The sequence below is a fragment of the Nocardia sp. NPDC050718 genome (assembly GCF_040654235.1).
Taxonomy (GTDB): domain Bacteria; phylum Actinomycetota; class Actinomycetes; order Mycobacteriales; family Mycobacteriaceae; genus Nocardia.
Map to the genome: position 1 here is coordinate 79,415 of NZ_JBFAHQ010000009.1, position 15,718 is coordinate 95,132.

Here is a 15,718-nt window from a genome sequence, read left to right on the forward strand (position 1 = left end):
CGACGATGGCCCGGTCCGTGCGGACCGGGCCATCGTCGGTGTCGCGGGTCAGCCGCCGGTGACCACGCAGGATTCCCCGAAGCGGTAGCCCTTGCCGACGTGCACGTCGGCGCCGCGGCCGACCCCGCCCTGCAGGGCCGCCAGGCTGTGCGGACCGCCGCCGGCCGGGATCCAGTCGATGCTGGCGGTGCCGTCGAGCGGAACGACCACGGCCAGCAGCACGCCGTTGTCGTAGAAGGAGACAGGTTCGAGGTCGACGCTGAGCCGGGCCACCAGATGATGGGTGCAGCCGGTGCCGTAATTGGTTGCCAGCCCGAAGCTGAGTCCGGGATCGACCGTCAATTGCGAGACCACCGCGGACGCGGACGGGGTACCAACGGTCATGGCCAGCAACGCCGTCCCGGTGGCCGCGATGGCGAGGGCGAATTTCCTGTCACTCATATCTCACGTCCTTGTGCTGCGGGGCCGGCCGAACGCGAGGCCGGCGAGTCGAGGTCAATCCTCGCCCCATCGCGCGACCGATGGTGGGAGAACACACGAAACGTTTCCCGGCCCGGGGTGCTATATCCGCGACCAGAGCGCGGGGGTGTTCGGCGGGGTCCAATTCGGGTCGTGCACGGTGTGCGCCTGCCTGCAGCTGTAGGTGGTGCCCTGGTAGGTGACCTTGTCGCCGATCGCGTAGGTGGCGCCCTGTCGCCACGCTGACGCGGCCGGGGCCGTGGTGGTCGGGTGCTGATGGGTGGTCGTGGCCGGGGGTTTGGTCGTCGTGGCGGGCGGTGTCGTCGTCGGGGGTTTCGTCGTGGTGGCTGGCGGCGTGGTCGTTGTCGGTTTCGGGGTGGTCGTGGTCGGCGTTCCGCCACCACCGCCGCCGATCTCGAGGTCGACGCAGCTGTAGAAGGCGGCCTCGGTATCACCGATATTCCAGACCGCGCGCAATTTCTGGCGGCCGGAGTACTGCGACAGGTCGAGGGTGTGGCTGACCTCCATGGGCGGCTGCTCGTTGCGGCCGTCGATCACCGCGATCCGGGTGTCACCGAGGAAGTATTCCCAATTCAGGGTGCGGTGATTGGCGGTGTTCTTCCAGGTGAAGGTGGTGCGCCCGGAGACTTTCTGGGGAACCCAGCCGAGACTGTCGTCGTCGAGTTCGGGATATTTGTTCGCGCTGCAATTCTTCAGCCCTTTCGGACCTTCGACACTCTGTGGTTCGTATTTCACCGCACCGCAGGAAACGAGTCCGCGGGCGCATTGTTCCTGCCTGCTGGCCGGTCCGGCGACCCAGCCGTGGGCTTCGGCGTTCACGGCGGGGACCAGCAAGGTGACGAGGGGCGTCAGGGCCATGGCTCCGGCGACGGACAGAATTCGGCTTCGCACTATCGATACTCCTAGGAAACGCACACGGAGGACGGCAGGGGCCGGCGTGCCATCCGGGGGGAAACATTTCGAGCGATGTCACGAACACTTCGATATCGAACTGTGACAGGGACAGTAGGGCGGCGAAGATCACCCGTCAACCATCGGAATAGCGAAAAATACGGCTACTCACCGGTATTCGGCACCGTTGTTCACACGGTGCGAATACGGTGAATGTTCCGAGTTTCGAACCGACCGGTTCGCATCAGCCGCAAGCAATCGGCTAACAGTCCAGCTCCGGGGTTTCCGGATGTTTGCCGAATGTTGCCGGAATGACGTCCAGTTGACAACAAGGACACTTACCGAGAGCGGCGCGCGGCGCCGCCGAACGGGACCGGCGAACGTTGCGCGACTTCCTCGAAATTCGTGTCGCTCAGCCGAGGAAGGCCAGGATCCCGGCGGTGATGAGTTCGGCGTAGCGGGCCCGGCCCGCCGGTGTCTCGATGAGTTCGGCATCGATATCGGAGCGCATGTTGCCGCATTCGACCAGGGCGGACGGACGCTGCGCGAGATTGAGACCGGCGAGGTCGGCGCGCGGGTCGAGCCCGGCCGAACCGACATAGGTGGACGGCACCGCGCCACCGCGCATCATCGCGTCCCGCAGGGCGGTCGCCAGTCGTACGCCCGCGTCGGCCTGCACCGGATTCAGCGGCGGGTCCGAGTAGGCGATGTGGAAACCGTGCGCGCCCGCTCCGGTATTGCCGTCGGCGTGGATGGAGACCACCGCGTCGGCCGCCGCGTCGTTGCCGATCGCCGCGCGCCGGTCGACACACGGTCCGACGCCGGTGTCGTCGTCGCGGGTCAGGATCACCCGCACGCCCCGGGCGACGAGCGCGTCGCGCACCCGCTGGGTGACATCCCAGGTGAACTCGTGCTCGGTGTACCCACTCGCCGCAGCGGTCCCGGTGGTGTTGCACGCCTTGACACCACCCCGGCCGTCGGGCACCCGCGCGTCGATCTGCGCGAGATGCGTGGCATTGCCGCCGTTGTGCCCGGGATCGAGGACGACCGTCCGGCCCGCGACCGGCGGTACGACCGACGACACCGGCGAGGCGGATGGAACCGCCTGGGCGGACGCGGATTTCGTCACGGACTCCACTGTCGCCGGAGCAGCCGTTGGTCCCGGGGTGGTGGTGCACCCGGCGAACAGCACAGTGGCCGGGAGCAGACAGACAGGCAGAAGCAGCGTGGTGCGCACCCCGCCACCGTGCCACACGCGATATCGCCGACACCGGTCACCTCCACCGCAGGCATCCGGCGTTGCACGCGCCCTCCGTTGCGGGCCATCCAGCGCTGCACCCGCCCGCCACGGCGACAGCCAGCCCAGCACCCACCCACCGGCCGCTGCGAGGGGCACCCGACGTCATGCGCGCCGTCCACTGTGGGCACTGGGCGTAGCGCCCAGCCGTCGCCGTGCGTCCGGCGCGGCGCTTGCGCACCGGCGACCGGTCGATCAGCGGAGGACTACCCGTAGCGGCAGACTCGCATGTCGGCGGACGAACAGGCTCGGCACCCAGCGTGGCGGCGCGTCCTCGACGAGGGTGAACCGTTCGGTGCGTTCGAGCAGCAGGGTGATGGCGGCGGTGGCCTCGAGGCGGGCCAGGGCGGACCCGATGCAGAAGTGTGCGCCCGCGCCGAAGGCCGCGTGCGTCCGGCCGCGTGGCCGGGCCGGGTCGACGACGTCCGGCGTCGCGAACATGGCCGGATCGCGATTGGCCGCGCCCCAGAGCAGGAGCAGGTGGCTGCCCGCGGGCAGGGCCACTCCCGCCAGTTCGGTGTCGGCGACGACGTGCCGATGGTGTCCGCGGAAGGGCGATTCCACCCGCAGCGCCTCGTCCAGGAACGCGGGGATCAGCTCGGGACGGTCGCGCAGCGTGTCCTGCAACTCGAGGTCGGTGGCCAGCAGGCGGGCCGCCGAGGCGATCAGGCCCGCGGTCGACTCACCGCCCGCACCGATCAGCTGGACCACGATCAACACGGCCTGCTGTTCGTCGATCCGGCCCGCCGTCACGGCCGCGGCGAGCACATCGATCAGTGCCTCCGGAACCTCCTGCGCGTCGGCCCGTGCGATCGCCGCGTTCACCGCGAGGTAGGCGTAGTGGGCCAGTTCGGCGGCCGACGTGACAAGGTCGGTCATCCGGCCGTCGGCGACGACGCCGCCCAGCATCTCGGTGGAGTCGTAGGCCAAGGCCAGCAATCGCGGCACGTCGGCGCGGGGGAATCCGACGAGTTCGGCGATCAGCGCCAGTGGCAGCCGGTCGGCCATGCCGCTCGCCCAGTCGATCCGGTCACCGTCGAGTTCCTCCGCCCACAGCTGTTCGGTGAGCTCGGTGACCACGGGACCCAGTGTCCGGACCCGCTTGGCCAGGGCGGGGCCGACGACGCCGCGATGCGCGGCGTGCACCGCGCCGTCCGCGGTCGCGAGCACGTGCACGGCCTGTCCGGTCGCGTCGAGGTCGAAGGTGACCGGTGCCGCGCCCGGCTGGGCGACGAGCACGGCGGTCAGATGGGAGGAGAAGTCCTGGGTCCGCGCGGTGGCCTCGGTGACGGCGGCCCACGACGCGACGAGGAAGAAGTCGGTGCCGGGCACCCGATACACCGGCGCGTGCTCGCGCAGCGCCGCGTAGAGCGGGTAGGGGTCGTCGAGTACTGCCGCGTCGAAGAGATCGATCGCCCCGAGGTCCGTGGTCATCGTCGCCGCCTTTCCTGATCAGGTTGTCGGCGCTCACGGTCCCCCGGGGTGACGAGAGGGTCAACAACCGTCTCGTGATGAGACAGAAGGTCTCAAGAGCTGAGCAGCAGACGATTCCCAAAAATGAGGTTCTGCCTGGGAGGAATGAGGTAGACAGATTACCGAAACCGTCTCACATCGAGACACCGAAGGACACCGGGATGAGCACCGACTGGCTGGCGGGCGGCGACCGCCGCGCGGTCGCGATCGACCGGATCGAACGGGCCGCGCTCACCCTGTTCCTCGACCGCGGCATCGACGCGGTCACCGCCGACGACATCGCCGCGGCGGCGGGCTGCTCGCGCGCCACGATGTACCGCCATGTCGGCGGGAAGCCACGCCTGGTCCGCGCGGTCATGGTCCGGGCGGCGGGCACCGTCGCCGCTCGCGTCGAGGCCGCGGTCGCTCAGGTCCCCGCAGGCCGACGCCCGGTCGAGGCGATCCTGGCCGCGGTCGCGGCGATCCGCGCCGATCCCGTGCTGCGGCAGTGGCTGGTCCGGCACCGCTCCCCCGACACCGACGAAGTCCTCGCCGACGCACCGGAACTGGGCCGGATCGCGACCGCGCTCACCCACATCGCCCCCGACGACGCGGCCGCGGGCTGGATCGTGCGGGTGGTGCTCTCGCTGCTCACCTGGCCGCTGCCCGACGCCGCGGCCGAACGGCAGCTGGTCGAGCGGTTCGTCGGCCCGGCCCTGCGCCCGCGCTGAACGCGGGTCAGGGCAGCGGCAGCGGCGGCGTCTGCGGGAACTCGACCGGCAGGGCCGCCAGTGAACGGTGGAACGGGCCGGGTCGCCACACCAGGTCCTCGGCGGGCACGGCCAGGCGCAATTCCGGCAGGGCGTCGAGCAATTGGTCGATCGCGTCCTGCACGATCAGGTACGCCACCGACTTGGCCGGGCACCCGTGCGGGCCCGCGCTCCACGCCAGATGCGCCCGGTTGTCGACCACATCGCGCCCGGCGATGGCCGGGTCGTTGTTGCAGGCCGACATGCTGATCACGACCGGTTCGTCGGCGGGCAGCCACATCTCGTCGACCAGGATCGGCTGGCGCGGATAGGTCATGCAGAAGTTCGCCAGCGGCGGGTCGGTGAACAGCACCTCGTCGAGCGCGTCGCGGGTGGACAGGCTCCCGCCCAGGACGTTGCCGGCGAAGCGATCGTCGGTGAGCATCAGCCGCAGGGTGTTGACCACCAGGTTCAGCATCGGCTCGATACCGGCGCCGTAGAGCACCAGCAGCTGGTGCACCATCTCCTCGTCGGTGAGGGCGGCCGGGTGGTGCAGCAGCCGGGTGGCGACGTCGTCGCCCGGCTCGCGCTGCCGCAGTGCGACGAGGTCGGTCAGCGCGGACGCGAGCAGGTTGTTGCCCGCCTCGGCGTCATCGCCCTCGAAGATCTGCGCCATGCCGGTGGCCACCTGCTGACCGATCTCGGGCGTACAGCCCAGCATCGAGTTCAGCGCCTGGAACACCAGCGGAAACGCGTACTGGCTCAACAGGTCCGCCGAGCCGGTCGAGCAGAAGCTGTTGATCAGCGGGATCGCGAACTGCTCGATCGTGGCGTGCATCGCGTACAGGTCCACGCCCGCGATCCCGGCGACATTGGCCTGCCGGTACCGGACGTGTTCGGCACCGGTGGTGCGCAGCGCGGCCGGGCGGAACTGCAGCATCGGCAGCACCGGACAGTCCTGCGGGATGTTGCGCTGCCACATCCGCGGGTCGGCCGGGAAGTGCTCGGGATCGTTGAGGATCCGCACCGCCGTGTGATAGCCGATGACCAGGGTGGCGTGGATCCCCGGCGACAACTCCACCGGGACCACCGACCCGAACCGGCGCCGCATCTCCTGGTAGGCCGCCTGGGGATCGGCGGCGAACTCGGGGGCGTACATCGGGACCCGCTCGGCCACCGCGAGGTCGACCGTCATGACGCTGTCGCTTCCTGCCGCTGGAACAGGTACTCCGCCAGCGTGATCAGCGCGCGCAGGCCGTGGTCGCGGCGCCGGGCGTCGACCGCGACGACCGGCGTCTCCGGCGACAGGTCGAGCGCCTCACGCACTTCCTCGAGCGGGTAGCGGCGGAAGCCCTCGAACTCGTTGACCGCCACCGCGTACGGCACCCCGCGCTGTTCCAGCGCCGAGAGCACGTCGTCGGCCTTCTCGATGCGGCGGGTGTCGACGAGCACCAGCGCGCCGAGCGCACCGCGGGCCAATTCCTCCCACAGCGGCGCGAAGCGCTCCTGGCCCGGCGTGCCGAACAGGTACAGCGCCAGTTGCGGATTCAGGGTGAGCCTGCCGAAATCCAGGGCGACGGTGGTCTGCACCTTGCTGCCGAGCCCGGCCATGTCGTCGACGCCGATGCTGGCCTCGGTGATGGTCTCCTCGGTGCGCAGCGGCCGGATCTCCGACACCCCGCACACGAAGGTCGTCTTGCCGACCCCGAAGTTGCCCGCGACCAGGATCTTCACCGATCGGGTCACGGTCTCCGCGACGTAGTCGACCTCACCCCGCGATGGCACGGAGACCATGCAGCACCTCCTTGATCAACGCGAGTTCCGGCTTCACCTCGGCCGGAGTCGGGCACTGTAGATGACCGCTGTCGAGCAGATCGGACACGATGATCTTCACGACCGACGCGGGCAGATCCAGATACGCCGACAGCTCCGCGATCGAGAGCGCACCGCGGCGGCTGGTGAGCGCGAGAACCCGGCGCTCGTCGGGACGGTGATCGGGTCGCGCGTCGGCGACCGAACGGACCAGGGTCACCAGGTCCAGCTCATGGGCGGCCCGAACCCGGCCGCCGGTGCGCACATACGATCTGACCAGGTCGGGATCGCGCCTGCCCCGGCTCATTACCTGCCACCGTGCCGCGGCGCGCTGCCGATCTCGTGGCCGACGCGCGAGGCGAGCTCGTTCATCCGGTGCGCCACCAGCGCGACGTCCACGTCCGCGGTGGTGGCGACGCCTAGCAGCGCGCCCGCACCGGCGGCGGTGATCATGATCATGCCCTCGTCGTACTCGGTCATGTTCTGGCGCACGGTGTTCGCGGGACCTCCGCAGAACTCGCCGAGTGCCTTGCCGAGCGAGCGCAGGCCGGAGGCGGCCGCGGCGAAGCGCTCGGCGTCGTCCTTGGCCACGCCCCGGGAGTGCGCGATCCGCAGGCCGTCGTCGGAGAGCAGCACCGCGAAGCGGACGCCGGGGATCTCCAGGTCCTCGAGCAGCCATGCCAATCGGTTCGTGCTATCGGCTACCGGTGTGCTCATCGGCGGTTCCTTCCGTGGTTCGCTCGGCCGCAGCGAGGCGACCGCTGCGGGAGCCGCTGTGCCAGGCAGCGGCGAGGTCGGGGCGAGCTTGCCCCGCGTCGTCGGCGGGCACTCCCGCCGAATCCGGCGCGACCGGCCTGCGGCGGCGCTTGGGTAGTCCCCCACTGGTGATCTCGTGTACCTCGGCGTGCGGCGCGTCGACCTCGACCAGCGTCGGCACGGGCACCGGAAGGTGCGCGGGCGCGGCGAGTTCCGGCTCCGGCAGCCGCGGCGCGGCGCCGCTGACCAGCAGCGCCGACGGCACGTAGACCATCGCCCGCATACCACCGAAGATGTTCGGCCCGTCGACGTGGACGGAGAACCCGTAGCGCCGCGCGAGCGCCGCGATACCGGGGAAACCGACCTTCGGCGCGGGACCGAGATCGTGGATGTCGACGGCGCGTTCGCCGCTGAGCACCTGGCGCGCGTCCTCGAGCTGCTCCGGGCTCATCCGCATGCCCGCGTCGTCGATGATGACGGTGACGCCGTGATGCCCCTCCTGGAACCCGACCTCGACGAACGACGACGGCGGCGAATACCGCAGCGCGTTGTCCAGCAGCGTGGCCAGGGTGTGCACCAGCGGTTCGACCGCGCGGCTGATCACCACCCGGTCGGACTGCCCCGAACGCACCCGCAGATATTCCCGCACGCGTCCGGTGGCGCCACCGGCCACATCGGTCAGCGACTGCTGCGGCCAGCGCCTGCCGGGCAGACCACCGGAGACGATCACGTAGGACTGCGCCTGCCGGATCATCTGCTGCACGGTGTGGTCGATCCTGGTCAGCGTCTCGTAGATCGCGTCGTCGCGGTGCTCGCGCAGCGCCGCGCTCACCACCTGGCCGAGGTCGGTGCCCAGGCTCACCACGGAGGTACCGAACGAGCGCACCGCGGCGCTGGTCGCGGCCCGCGAGGTGGCCGACAGATCCGCGCGCGCGGATTCCTGCGCGGCCTGCACCTCGCTGGTGCGCCGCTGCTCGCCGTAGCGCTCGACCATCGCCCTGGTCTCCTCGGTGACCACCCGCAGGTCCTCCGCGTGACCGGTGGCGATCATCTGCAGCACCTGGCCGACCTGTGTCCCCTGCAGTTCGGCGGGCAGCTCGATGGCGACCGCGGGGATCTCGTGCCTGCGCACGGCCGCGGTGATCCCCGGGAGTGTCGTCTGCGCCAGCTGGATCAGCGCGTTCTCACACGCGACCCGCTCGCGGATGGCGGCGTCGGCCCGTAGTCGCTGCTGGCGCTCGTTGCGCATGGCGAAGACCGTCACGGCCAGCGCGAGCAGTAACAGCGGCGCTCCGATGACGAGTAACAGCACCGCGATTCCTGAGTTCATCAGATCTTTCGTCGTCGTCGACCACACCACGCCCTGGCCGGTGGGCCCTCACCGGCCCGCCCGGGAGGCATTCGCCCGGGAGCGCGGTGGCTTCGGATATCCGATCGACACGCCCCGCTTCCAGCGACCCGCACACAGTAGCAGCACCATGATCGACTCCGGCGCGGATCGTCCTGTCCGGCATCAGAATTCCCGCACGTCCAGCTGGGCAGTTGATCTATTCTGGTTTGCTATGCCGCGATCCGGTCGAGGCGGAACCTCGGGTACCGGATACCATCCGGGCGTGGCGAAACTGAAGCTCTCCGTCGATGTCCCCGTCCCGCCGGACCAGGCGTGGGCGCACGCTTCCGACCTCCCCGCGCTCGGCGACTGGCTGACCATCCACGAGGCGTGGCGCGGCACCCTGCCCGACGATCTCACCCCGGGCACCGTGCTCGTCGGCATCGCGCGGGTGAAGGGATTCCGCAACAAGGTCACCTGGACCGTGCGCACCGCCGAGCCCCCGCGTCGGCTCGCGCTCACCGGGGCGGGCATCGGTGGCACCAAGTTCGGGCTGGCCATGCTGGTCGAGCCGAAGGGCAGCGGCTCGAAGGTGAGCGTCGACATCGACCTCGGCGGCGCGCCGCTGTTCGGCCCGATCGGCTCGGCCGTGGCCAAGGCGCTGCGCGGCGACATCGAACGCTCGCTCGAGGCATTTGTGAAGCTTTACGGTTGAGATCGCGTTTCCGCGTGTGAACAGCGGTCGGACACGGGCGTTCCGGCACGACAGGCGATCCCGGCGGAGTTAGGCTGACTCCGCCGGTTAACCGTCGATTTGCCTATACGCAAGGTGGTTCGATGACCAACGCTGTACCGCGCCCGGTAGCCCTCGGCGATGTCGCCGCCCGGACACTGGCCAACGCGACCAAGACCGTCCCCCAGATGGAGTCGATCACTCCACGGTGGCTGGTCCATCTCCTCAACTGGGTACCGGTCGAGGCCGGTATCTATCGACGCAACCGCGTCACGCACGAACAGACCGTCGATATCCAGTGCGACAACTTCGACGAGTCGCCCCTGCCGGAGACCTTCATCGACTACGAGAAGGAACCGCGCGAGTACCGCCTCAAGGCCGTCAACACGATTCTCGACGTGCACACCCGGGTCTCGGACCTGTATTCGAGCCCGCACGATCAGATCGCTCAGCAGTTGCGGCTGACCATCGAGGCGATCAAGGAGCACCAGGAAGGCGAGCTGATCAACAGCCCCGACTACGGGCTGATCGCCAATACCGTGCAGCGCCAGCGCATCACGACGCTGGCCGGGCCACCGACCCCCGACGACCTGGACAATCTGATCACCAAGGTCTGGAAAGAACCCGGCTTCTTCCTCACGCATCCGCAGGGTATCGCCGCCTTCGGCCGGGAATGCACCCGGCGTGGAGTGCCGCCACCGACGGTCAGTCTGTTCGGCTCCCAATTCATCACGTGGCGCGGGATTCCGATCATTCCGTCGGACAAGGTGCCCGTGGTGGACGGCAAGACGTCGTTCCTGCTGATCCGCACCGGCGAATCCCGCCAGGGTGTGGTCGGGCTGTATCAACCGGGGCTGGCCGGGGAGCAGGGGCCGGGCCTGTCGGTGAAGTTCATGGGCATCGATCGCAGCGCCATCGCCTCGTACCTGGTGTCGCTGTACTGCTCGCTGACCATCCTGACCGACGACGCGGTGGCTCTGCTCGAGGGTGCCGACGTGGACAAGTTCCATGACTACGCCCCGTCCTACCGGGCCTGAGGCGGGCGGCGGCGACGGACTCCCGGACGAGGCGACGCTCGCGCGCCTCGCGGGCGAGTTCTTCGCCGCGCTGCCGACCGGAGCGGCGGGCACACCGGGAGTGTCCCTACTGCAACCGGACGCCCCGTCCGCGCCGGTCACGCCACCCGCGCCCGCCACGAAGGCACCGCCGGTCTTCCAGCCCGCACCTCCGATGGGGGCGTCGAGCAGTGCGGTGCCCGGCGGTCCGACCACCGCGCCCGCGGTGCCGGGCTGGGGTGCCGAACACGTTCCGTCGAGCCCGCCGGTGCGGGCCGACGCGGTGCATGTCGATCCGTTCCTCGCGGTGCTGCCGTCGTTGCGCGACATCCTGTCGCCGCCGCGTGCTCCGGTGGCACCGGCCCCGCCCGGCGCGCCGTCGTTCTATTTCCTCGACGGCGGGCCGGTCCCGCCGGTCGCGGCCGATCCGCATCCGGCCTTCGACGTGCACGCCGTGCGCGCCGATTTCCCGATCCTGGCCGAGCGGGTCAACGGGCATCAGCTGGTGTGGTTCGACAATGCCGCCACCACGCAGAAGCCGCGCGCGGTCATCGATCGGCTGGCGTCGTTCTACGCGCACGAGAACTCCAACATCCACCGGGCGGCACACGAATTGGCGGCCCGGTCGACCGATGCCTACGAGCAGGCGCGCGAGACCGTCGCCCGCTTCCTCGGCGCGGGGTCGCCGTCGGAGATCGTGTTCGTGCGCGGCGCGACCGAGGGCATCAACCTGATCGCCCAGACCTGGGGTCGCAAGAACCTGCGCGCGGGCGACGAGATCCTGATCTCGCACCTCGAGCACCACGCGAACATCGTGCCGTGGCAGTTGCTGGCCGCGGAGACGGGCGCGCGGATCCAGGTGATCCCGGTCGACGATCGCGGTCAGCTACTGCTCGACGAGTACACCCGGTTGCTCACCGACCGTACGAAACTGGTGTCGGTGACCCAGGTGTCCAACGCGCTGGGCACCATCACCCCGGTGCGGGAGCTGACCGCCCAGGCACGCCGGGTCGGGGCCACGGTGCTGATCGACGGCGCGCAGTCGGTGCCGCACACCCCGATCGATGTGCGCGACATCGACGCCGATTTCTTCGTGTTCTCCGGGCACAAACTGTTCGGGCCCACCGGAATCGGCGCCGTCTACGGCAAGTCCGCGGTGCTCGAGGACATGCCGCCGTGGCAGGGCGGCGGCAATATGATCGCCGATGTCACGCTGGAACGCTCCACGTTCCAGCCACCGCCGGGCCGGTTCGAGGCGGGTACCGGCAATATCGCCGACGCGGTCGGCCTCGCCACGGCCATCGATTACGTCTCGCGCATCGGCATGGACGTCATCGGCCGCTACGAACACGAACTGCTCGCCTACGCGACCCCGCTGGTCGCCGCGGTGCCGGGCGCCCGGCTCATCGGGACCGCGGCGGAGAAGGCGAGCGTGCTCTCGTTCGTGATCGAGGGATGCGATCCCGTCGACATCGGCAGGGCGCTCAACGAACGCGGCATCGCGGTGCGGGCCGGGCATCACTGCGCGCAGCCGATCCTGCGCAGGCTCGGTGTGGAGGCGACGGTGCGGCCGTCGTTCGCCTTCTACAACACCGTCGACGAGATCGATCGGATGGTGCGGGTCCTGCACGAGATCACCGGTCGGCGCTGAGATACCGCGAAAGCCCGGGTGGAACACCGTGTTCCACCCGGGCTTTCGCGAGTCGGATCAGACCATGATCGACGCTTCGGCGTCGACCGGGGCGTCCGGCTTGGTGCGCGGCAGGAAGAACGCCGGGATCAGGGTCAGGCCGGCGAGGATCACCGCGACCCAATAGGTGTGGCTGAACGCCTCGGCGGCCAGGTCCAGGCCCTGCTGGATCAGCTCGGGCGGGAACTGCGCCGCGAGTTCGGGCTTGGCGTTGGAGGCGATGCCGATCTTCGTCGCCGGGTGGTCGTTGAGCTGGGCGGCCAGCACCACCGACATCGTCGCGGTGCCGATCGAGGCCGCGGTCTGGTTGATGATGTTCATCAACGTCGAGCCGCGCGCCACCTGGGCGTGCGAGAGCGTCTGGATGGCGGCCGTCATCACCGGCATCATGGTGCAGCCCATGCCCAGACCCATCACGAACAGCGCGCCGCCGATCATCAGGTAGGACGTGTCGGCCTCGAGCTGGGTGAAGCCGGCCAGGCCGACGGTGATGAAGGTGATGCCGAACAGCACGATCTTGCCGGGACCGATCTTGTCGACGAGGAAGCCGGCGATCGGCATCGTCAGCATGGCGCCGATGCCCTGCGGGGCCATGAGCAGACCGGAGTCGAACGCCGTCTCACCGCGCACCTGCTGCAGGTAGTTGGGCAGCAGGAAGCCCGCGCCGAAGAACGCCGTCGCGAACAGCGACATGGTCAGCACCGAGAAGCGCAGCGACGGGTTGCGGAACAGGCGCAGGTCGATCAGCGGATGCTCGGTGCGCAGCGCGTGGAACACGAACGCCACCAGCAGGACCGCGCCGATGATCGCGGGGACGAGTACGCGCGCGGCGAGCACCGTGCCCTTCTCCGGGATGGAGGAGACGCCGAACAGGAACAGGGCCAGGCCGGGCGAGGCCAGCAGCATGCCGAGGAAGTCGAACGATTCCGAGGGCTTGGGCTTGTCGGGCGCGAACACGATGTAGGCCAGGACCAGCGCGACCAGGCCCAGCGGCAGGTTGATCAGGAAGATCCAGTGCCAGCTGAAGGAGTCGATCAGCCAGCCGCCGAGGATGGGGCCGCAGATCGGGCCGAGCAGCATGGGCACACCCAGGACCGCCATCACCCGGCCGATCCGCTGCGGGCCCGCGGCGTGGGTCATGATCGTCATGCCCAGCGGCATGAGCATGCCGCCGCCGATGCCCTGGATGACGCGGAAGGCCACCAGCGATTCGATACTCCACGCCATCGAGCACAGCACCGACCCGATGATGAAGAAGGACAGTGCCGCCATATAGAGGCGTTTGGTGCCGAAGCGGTCGGCGGCCCAGCCCGTCATCGGGATGACCGAGGCCAGGGCCAGGGTGTAGCCGGTCATGGTCCAGGCGACGACCTCGACGGAGGCGTTGAAATCCGCCATGAACGTCGGAATCGCCACGGTGACCACGGTGATGTCGAGAATCGACATCACCGCGCCGAGCACGACTACGCCCGCCACTTTGAGTACGGCGGCGTCCAGCTTGTCGGAGGTGGGATCGGCGGCGCCGATATCCGGAGGTTTCGTCACCGCTTGAGCCTGGCACCTTTCGCTCCCGAAGACCAGTGAAATTTACTGTTCGTGATCTCGGGTCACACCGGCGTCACCGCCGCCGCCTCCGCCGCCCGCAGCGCCGCGATCGTGGACTCGGGCGAAGCGGACAGCAGCGGCAGCCGGACAGCCGCGCTGGGGATCAGGCCCCGGTCGGCGAGCACCGCTTTGATCACCGTCGGATTGGGTTCGGCGAACAGCGCGGCGCCGAGCGCGTCGAGGCGATGCCCGAGCGCGCGGCCCCGGGCGACGTCACCGGCGAGCCAGGCGGCGATCAGCTCCGCGTAGGCGGCGGGCGCGATATTGGCCGCCGCGAGGATGCCGCCGCGCGCGCCGAGCGCGAGCAGGGCCGAGGCGAAGCGGTCGTCGCCGCACAGCACCGTCGTCGTCTCCCCCGCCCGCGCCAGCAATTCGACGCTGGCCGCGTCGACACCGCCGACGGAGTGCTTGAACCCGGCGACATTCGGAATGCCGGCGAGCCGCACGAGCGTGTCACCGCCGAGCGGGCGCGCGGTGCGATAGGGCACGTCGTAGACGTAGAGCGGCGCCGGGCTGGCGGCCGCCAGCGCCGTGAAGTGCGCGATCACGCCCTCCTCGCTGGGCCGCACGTAGTACGGCACCACCGCGAGCACGCCCGCGATCGGCTGCCGCAGCGCGCCGACCGCCCGGACCGAGTCGGCGGTGGCGTTGCCGCCCGCGCAGACGATCAGCGGTGCGTCCCGCTCGGCGCAGACGCCGGCGCAGCGGTCCAGGACCAGCGCCCGTTCCTCGACCGTGAGGGCCGACGGCTCGGCGGTGGTGCCCAGGGCGACCAGCCCGGTCGCGCCGGCGTCGAGCACCCGGTGGGCGTGCTGTTCCAGGGCGGTGAGCGCGAGTTCGCCGTCGGCGGTGAACGGGGTGATCATGGGGACGAACAGTCCCTGCAGCGATGTCATGGGTCCATCGTCGGGCCACGAATACATCAGGTCCAGTTCACGTTCCTGACGACAAATGTAAGCTGAACTGATGCTGGATGTCCGCAAACTCCGCCTCCTGCGCGAACTCGCTCATCGCGGCACCATCGCCGCGGTCGCCGACGCGCTCAGCTACACACCGTCGGCGGTGTCCCAGCAGCTCACCGCGCTCGAACGCGAGGCGGGCGTGCCCCTGCTCGAACGCACGGGGCGACGCGTCCTGCTCACCCCCGCGGCGCATCTGCTCGTCGGCCACACCGAGACGGTGCTGGCCGCCCTCGAACGCGCCGATGCCGAATTGGCCTGTGCCCGAGACGAACTCGTCGGCACCCTGCGTATCGGCGCCTTCCCCACGGCCGCCCGCACCCTGCTCTCCCCCGCCCTGGTCACCCTGAGCACCGACCATCCGCGCCTGGAACTCACAGTGACCGAGATCGACCCCGCCGAGGTCCCCGACGCCCTGCGCGCCGGCACCCTCGACATCGCCCTCACCCACGACTACGACCTGGTCCCCGCCACCCCCGACGCGGCCCTGCGCACCGAGCCCCTGCACTCCGAGACGGTCCACCTCGCCACGCGCACCCCGGCTCGCACACCGGATCCGCTCCGCGCCCAGGTCGAATCTCCGTGGATCGCGGGCACTCCCGGCACGCTGTGTCATACCGTCACGCTGCGCGTCTGCCAGGCCGCGGGCTTCACCCCGCGCATCCGCCATCACGCCGACGATTTCACCACCGTGCTGGCACTGGTCGCGGCGGGCGCGGGTGCCGCAATCGTTCCCGCGATGGCCCTGCACTCCCCGCCCGCCGCGATCACGCTGACCCCCTTGCCGATCCGGCGCCACACCTATCTGGCCCACCGCAACGGCACCGATGCCCACCCGGCGGTCCAGGCCGCGCGAACAGCATTGCGCGCCGCCGCGGATCGCACCGACTCGGCCGTCTGAGCACGGGG

Annotated in this window: 16 protein-coding genes; 5 read left to right on the top strand and 11 right to left on the bottom strand. The window is 69.8% G+C overall.

The features are described from left to right. Window positions 1–48: 48 nt before the first annotated feature. The 4 genes from AB0H54_RS29875 to AB0H54_RS29890 all read right to left on the bottom strand — a co-directional run bounded on the left by AB0H54_RS29875 (window position 49) and on the right by AB0H54_RS29890 (window position 4,102). Window positions 49–441: a hypothetical protein gene (locus AB0H54_RS29875; protein WP_357349865.1), complete on the bottom strand. Its 393-nt coding sequence runs from the start codon at window positions 439–441 to the stop codon at window positions 49–51. A 120-nt stretch (window positions 442–561) separates the two neighbouring features. Next, entirely contained in the window at window positions 562–1,338 is a 777-nt protein-coding gene (locus tag AB0H54_RS29880) for a carbohydrate-binding protein (RefSeq protein WP_357349866.1), read from the bottom strand. A 445-nt stretch (window positions 1,339–1,783) separates the two neighbouring features. Next, window positions 1,784–2,500, bottom strand: coding sequence for an N-acetylmuramoyl-L-alanine amidase (locus tag AB0H54_RS29885; protein ID WP_357349868.1), 717 nt, complete (start codon window positions 2,498–2,500; stop codon window positions 1,784–1,786). Window positions 2,501–2,863: 363 nt separating this feature from the next. After that, window positions 2,864–4,102: a cytochrome P450 gene (locus AB0H54_RS29890; protein WP_357349871.1), complete on the bottom strand. Its 1,239-nt coding sequence runs from the start codon at window positions 4,100–4,102 to the stop codon at window positions 2,864–2,866. A gap of 200 nt (window positions 4,103–4,302) precedes the next feature. Here AB0H54_RS29890 and AB0H54_RS29895 point away from each other — a divergent pair, with 200 nt between their 5' ends. Beyond that, complete coding sequence (locus AB0H54_RS29895; RefSeq protein WP_357349873.1) at window positions 4,303–4,851, top strand: helix-turn-helix domain-containing protein; 549 nt, start codon at window positions 4,303–4,305, stop codon at window positions 4,849–4,851. Between the two features lie 7 nt (window positions 4,852–4,858). Here AB0H54_RS29895 and AB0H54_RS29900 read toward each other — a convergent pair whose 3' ends face one another. Genes AB0H54_RS29900 through AB0H54_RS29920 form a run of 5 tightly spaced genes read right to left on the bottom strand, consistent with a single transcriptional unit; the run spans window position 4,859 to window position 8,767 of the window. After that, on the bottom strand, window positions 4,859–6,064 hold the full coding sequence (locus AB0H54_RS29900; RefSeq protein ID WP_357349875.1) for a cytochrome P450: 1,206 nt from the start codon (window positions 6,062–6,064) through the stop codon (window positions 4,859–4,861). Beyond that, window positions 6,061–6,663, bottom strand: a complete 603-nt coding sequence (locus AB0H54_RS29905; RefSeq protein WP_355281946.1) for an ATP/GTP-binding protein — start codon at window positions 6,661–6,663, stop codon at window positions 6,061–6,063. The genes AB0H54_RS29900 and AB0H54_RS29905 overlap by 4 nt, the downstream gene beginning before the upstream one ends. Then, entirely contained in the window at window positions 6,638–6,988 is a 351-nt protein-coding gene (locus tag AB0H54_RS29910) for a DUF742 domain-containing protein (protein ID WP_218717406.1), read from the bottom strand. Before AB0H54_RS29910 ends, AB0H54_RS29905 begins: the two co-directional genes overlap by 26 nt. Beyond that, window positions 6,988–7,398, bottom strand: a complete 411-nt coding sequence (locus AB0H54_RS29915; protein WP_355281944.1) for a roadblock/LC7 domain-containing protein — start codon at window positions 7,396–7,398, stop codon at window positions 6,988–6,990. The genes AB0H54_RS29910 and AB0H54_RS29915 overlap by 1 nt, the downstream gene beginning before the upstream one ends. After that, a complete protein-coding gene (locus AB0H54_RS29920) occupies window positions 7,376–8,767 on the bottom strand; it encodes a sensor histidine kinase (protein WP_357349878.1) in 1,392 nt (463 codons plus the stop codon). Before AB0H54_RS29920 ends, AB0H54_RS29915 begins: the two co-directional genes overlap by 23 nt. A gap of 283 nt (window positions 8,768–9,050) precedes the next feature. On the opposite strand from AB0H54_RS29920, the gene AB0H54_RS29925 reads away from it, so the two are divergent. From AB0H54_RS29925 to AB0H54_RS29935, 3 genes are all read left to right on the top strand, one after another. Further along, window positions 9,051–9,482 (top strand): SRPBCC family protein, encoded by a 432-nt coding sequence (locus tag AB0H54_RS29925; RefSeq protein WP_357349880.1) that lies wholly within the window; start codon window positions 9,051–9,053, stop codon window positions 9,480–9,482. A 122-nt stretch (window positions 9,483–9,604) separates the two neighbouring features. Further along, entirely contained in the window at window positions 9,605–10,537 is a 933-nt protein-coding gene (locus AB0H54_RS29930) for a family 2A encapsulin nanocompartment shell protein (protein ID WP_357349882.1), read from the top strand. Continuing rightward, entirely contained in the window at window positions 10,509–12,206 is a 1,698-nt protein-coding gene (locus tag AB0H54_RS29935; protein ID WP_357349884.1) for a family 2A encapsulin nanocompartment cargo protein cysteine desulfurase, read from the top strand. The genes AB0H54_RS29930 and AB0H54_RS29935 overlap by 29 nt, the downstream gene beginning before the upstream one ends. A gap of 57 nt (window positions 12,207–12,263) precedes the next feature. Here the strand turns inward: AB0H54_RS29935 and AB0H54_RS29940 are convergent, their stop codons facing one another. Both AB0H54_RS29940 and dapA read right to left on the bottom strand, forming a co-directional pair. Beyond that, entirely contained in the window at window positions 12,264–13,790 is a 1,527-nt protein-coding gene (locus AB0H54_RS29940) for a DHA2 family efflux MFS transporter permease subunit (RefSeq protein WP_357349886.1), read from the bottom strand. A gap of 62 nt (window positions 13,791–13,852) precedes the next feature. Continuing rightward, a complete protein-coding gene (dapA, locus tag AB0H54_RS29945) occupies window positions 13,853–14,746 on the bottom strand; it encodes a 4-hydroxy-tetrahydrodipicolinate synthase (RefSeq protein ID WP_357349888.1) in 894 nt (297 codons plus the stop codon). A gap of 70 nt (window positions 14,747–14,816) precedes the next feature. On the opposite strand from dapA, the gene AB0H54_RS29950 reads away from it, so the two are divergent. Then, window positions 14,817–15,710 (top strand): LysR family transcriptional regulator, encoded by an 894-nt coding sequence (locus tag AB0H54_RS29950; protein ID WP_357349890.1) that lies wholly within the window; start codon window positions 14,817–14,819, stop codon window positions 15,708–15,710. The last annotated feature ends 8 nt before the right edge of the window (window positions 15,711–15,718 follow it).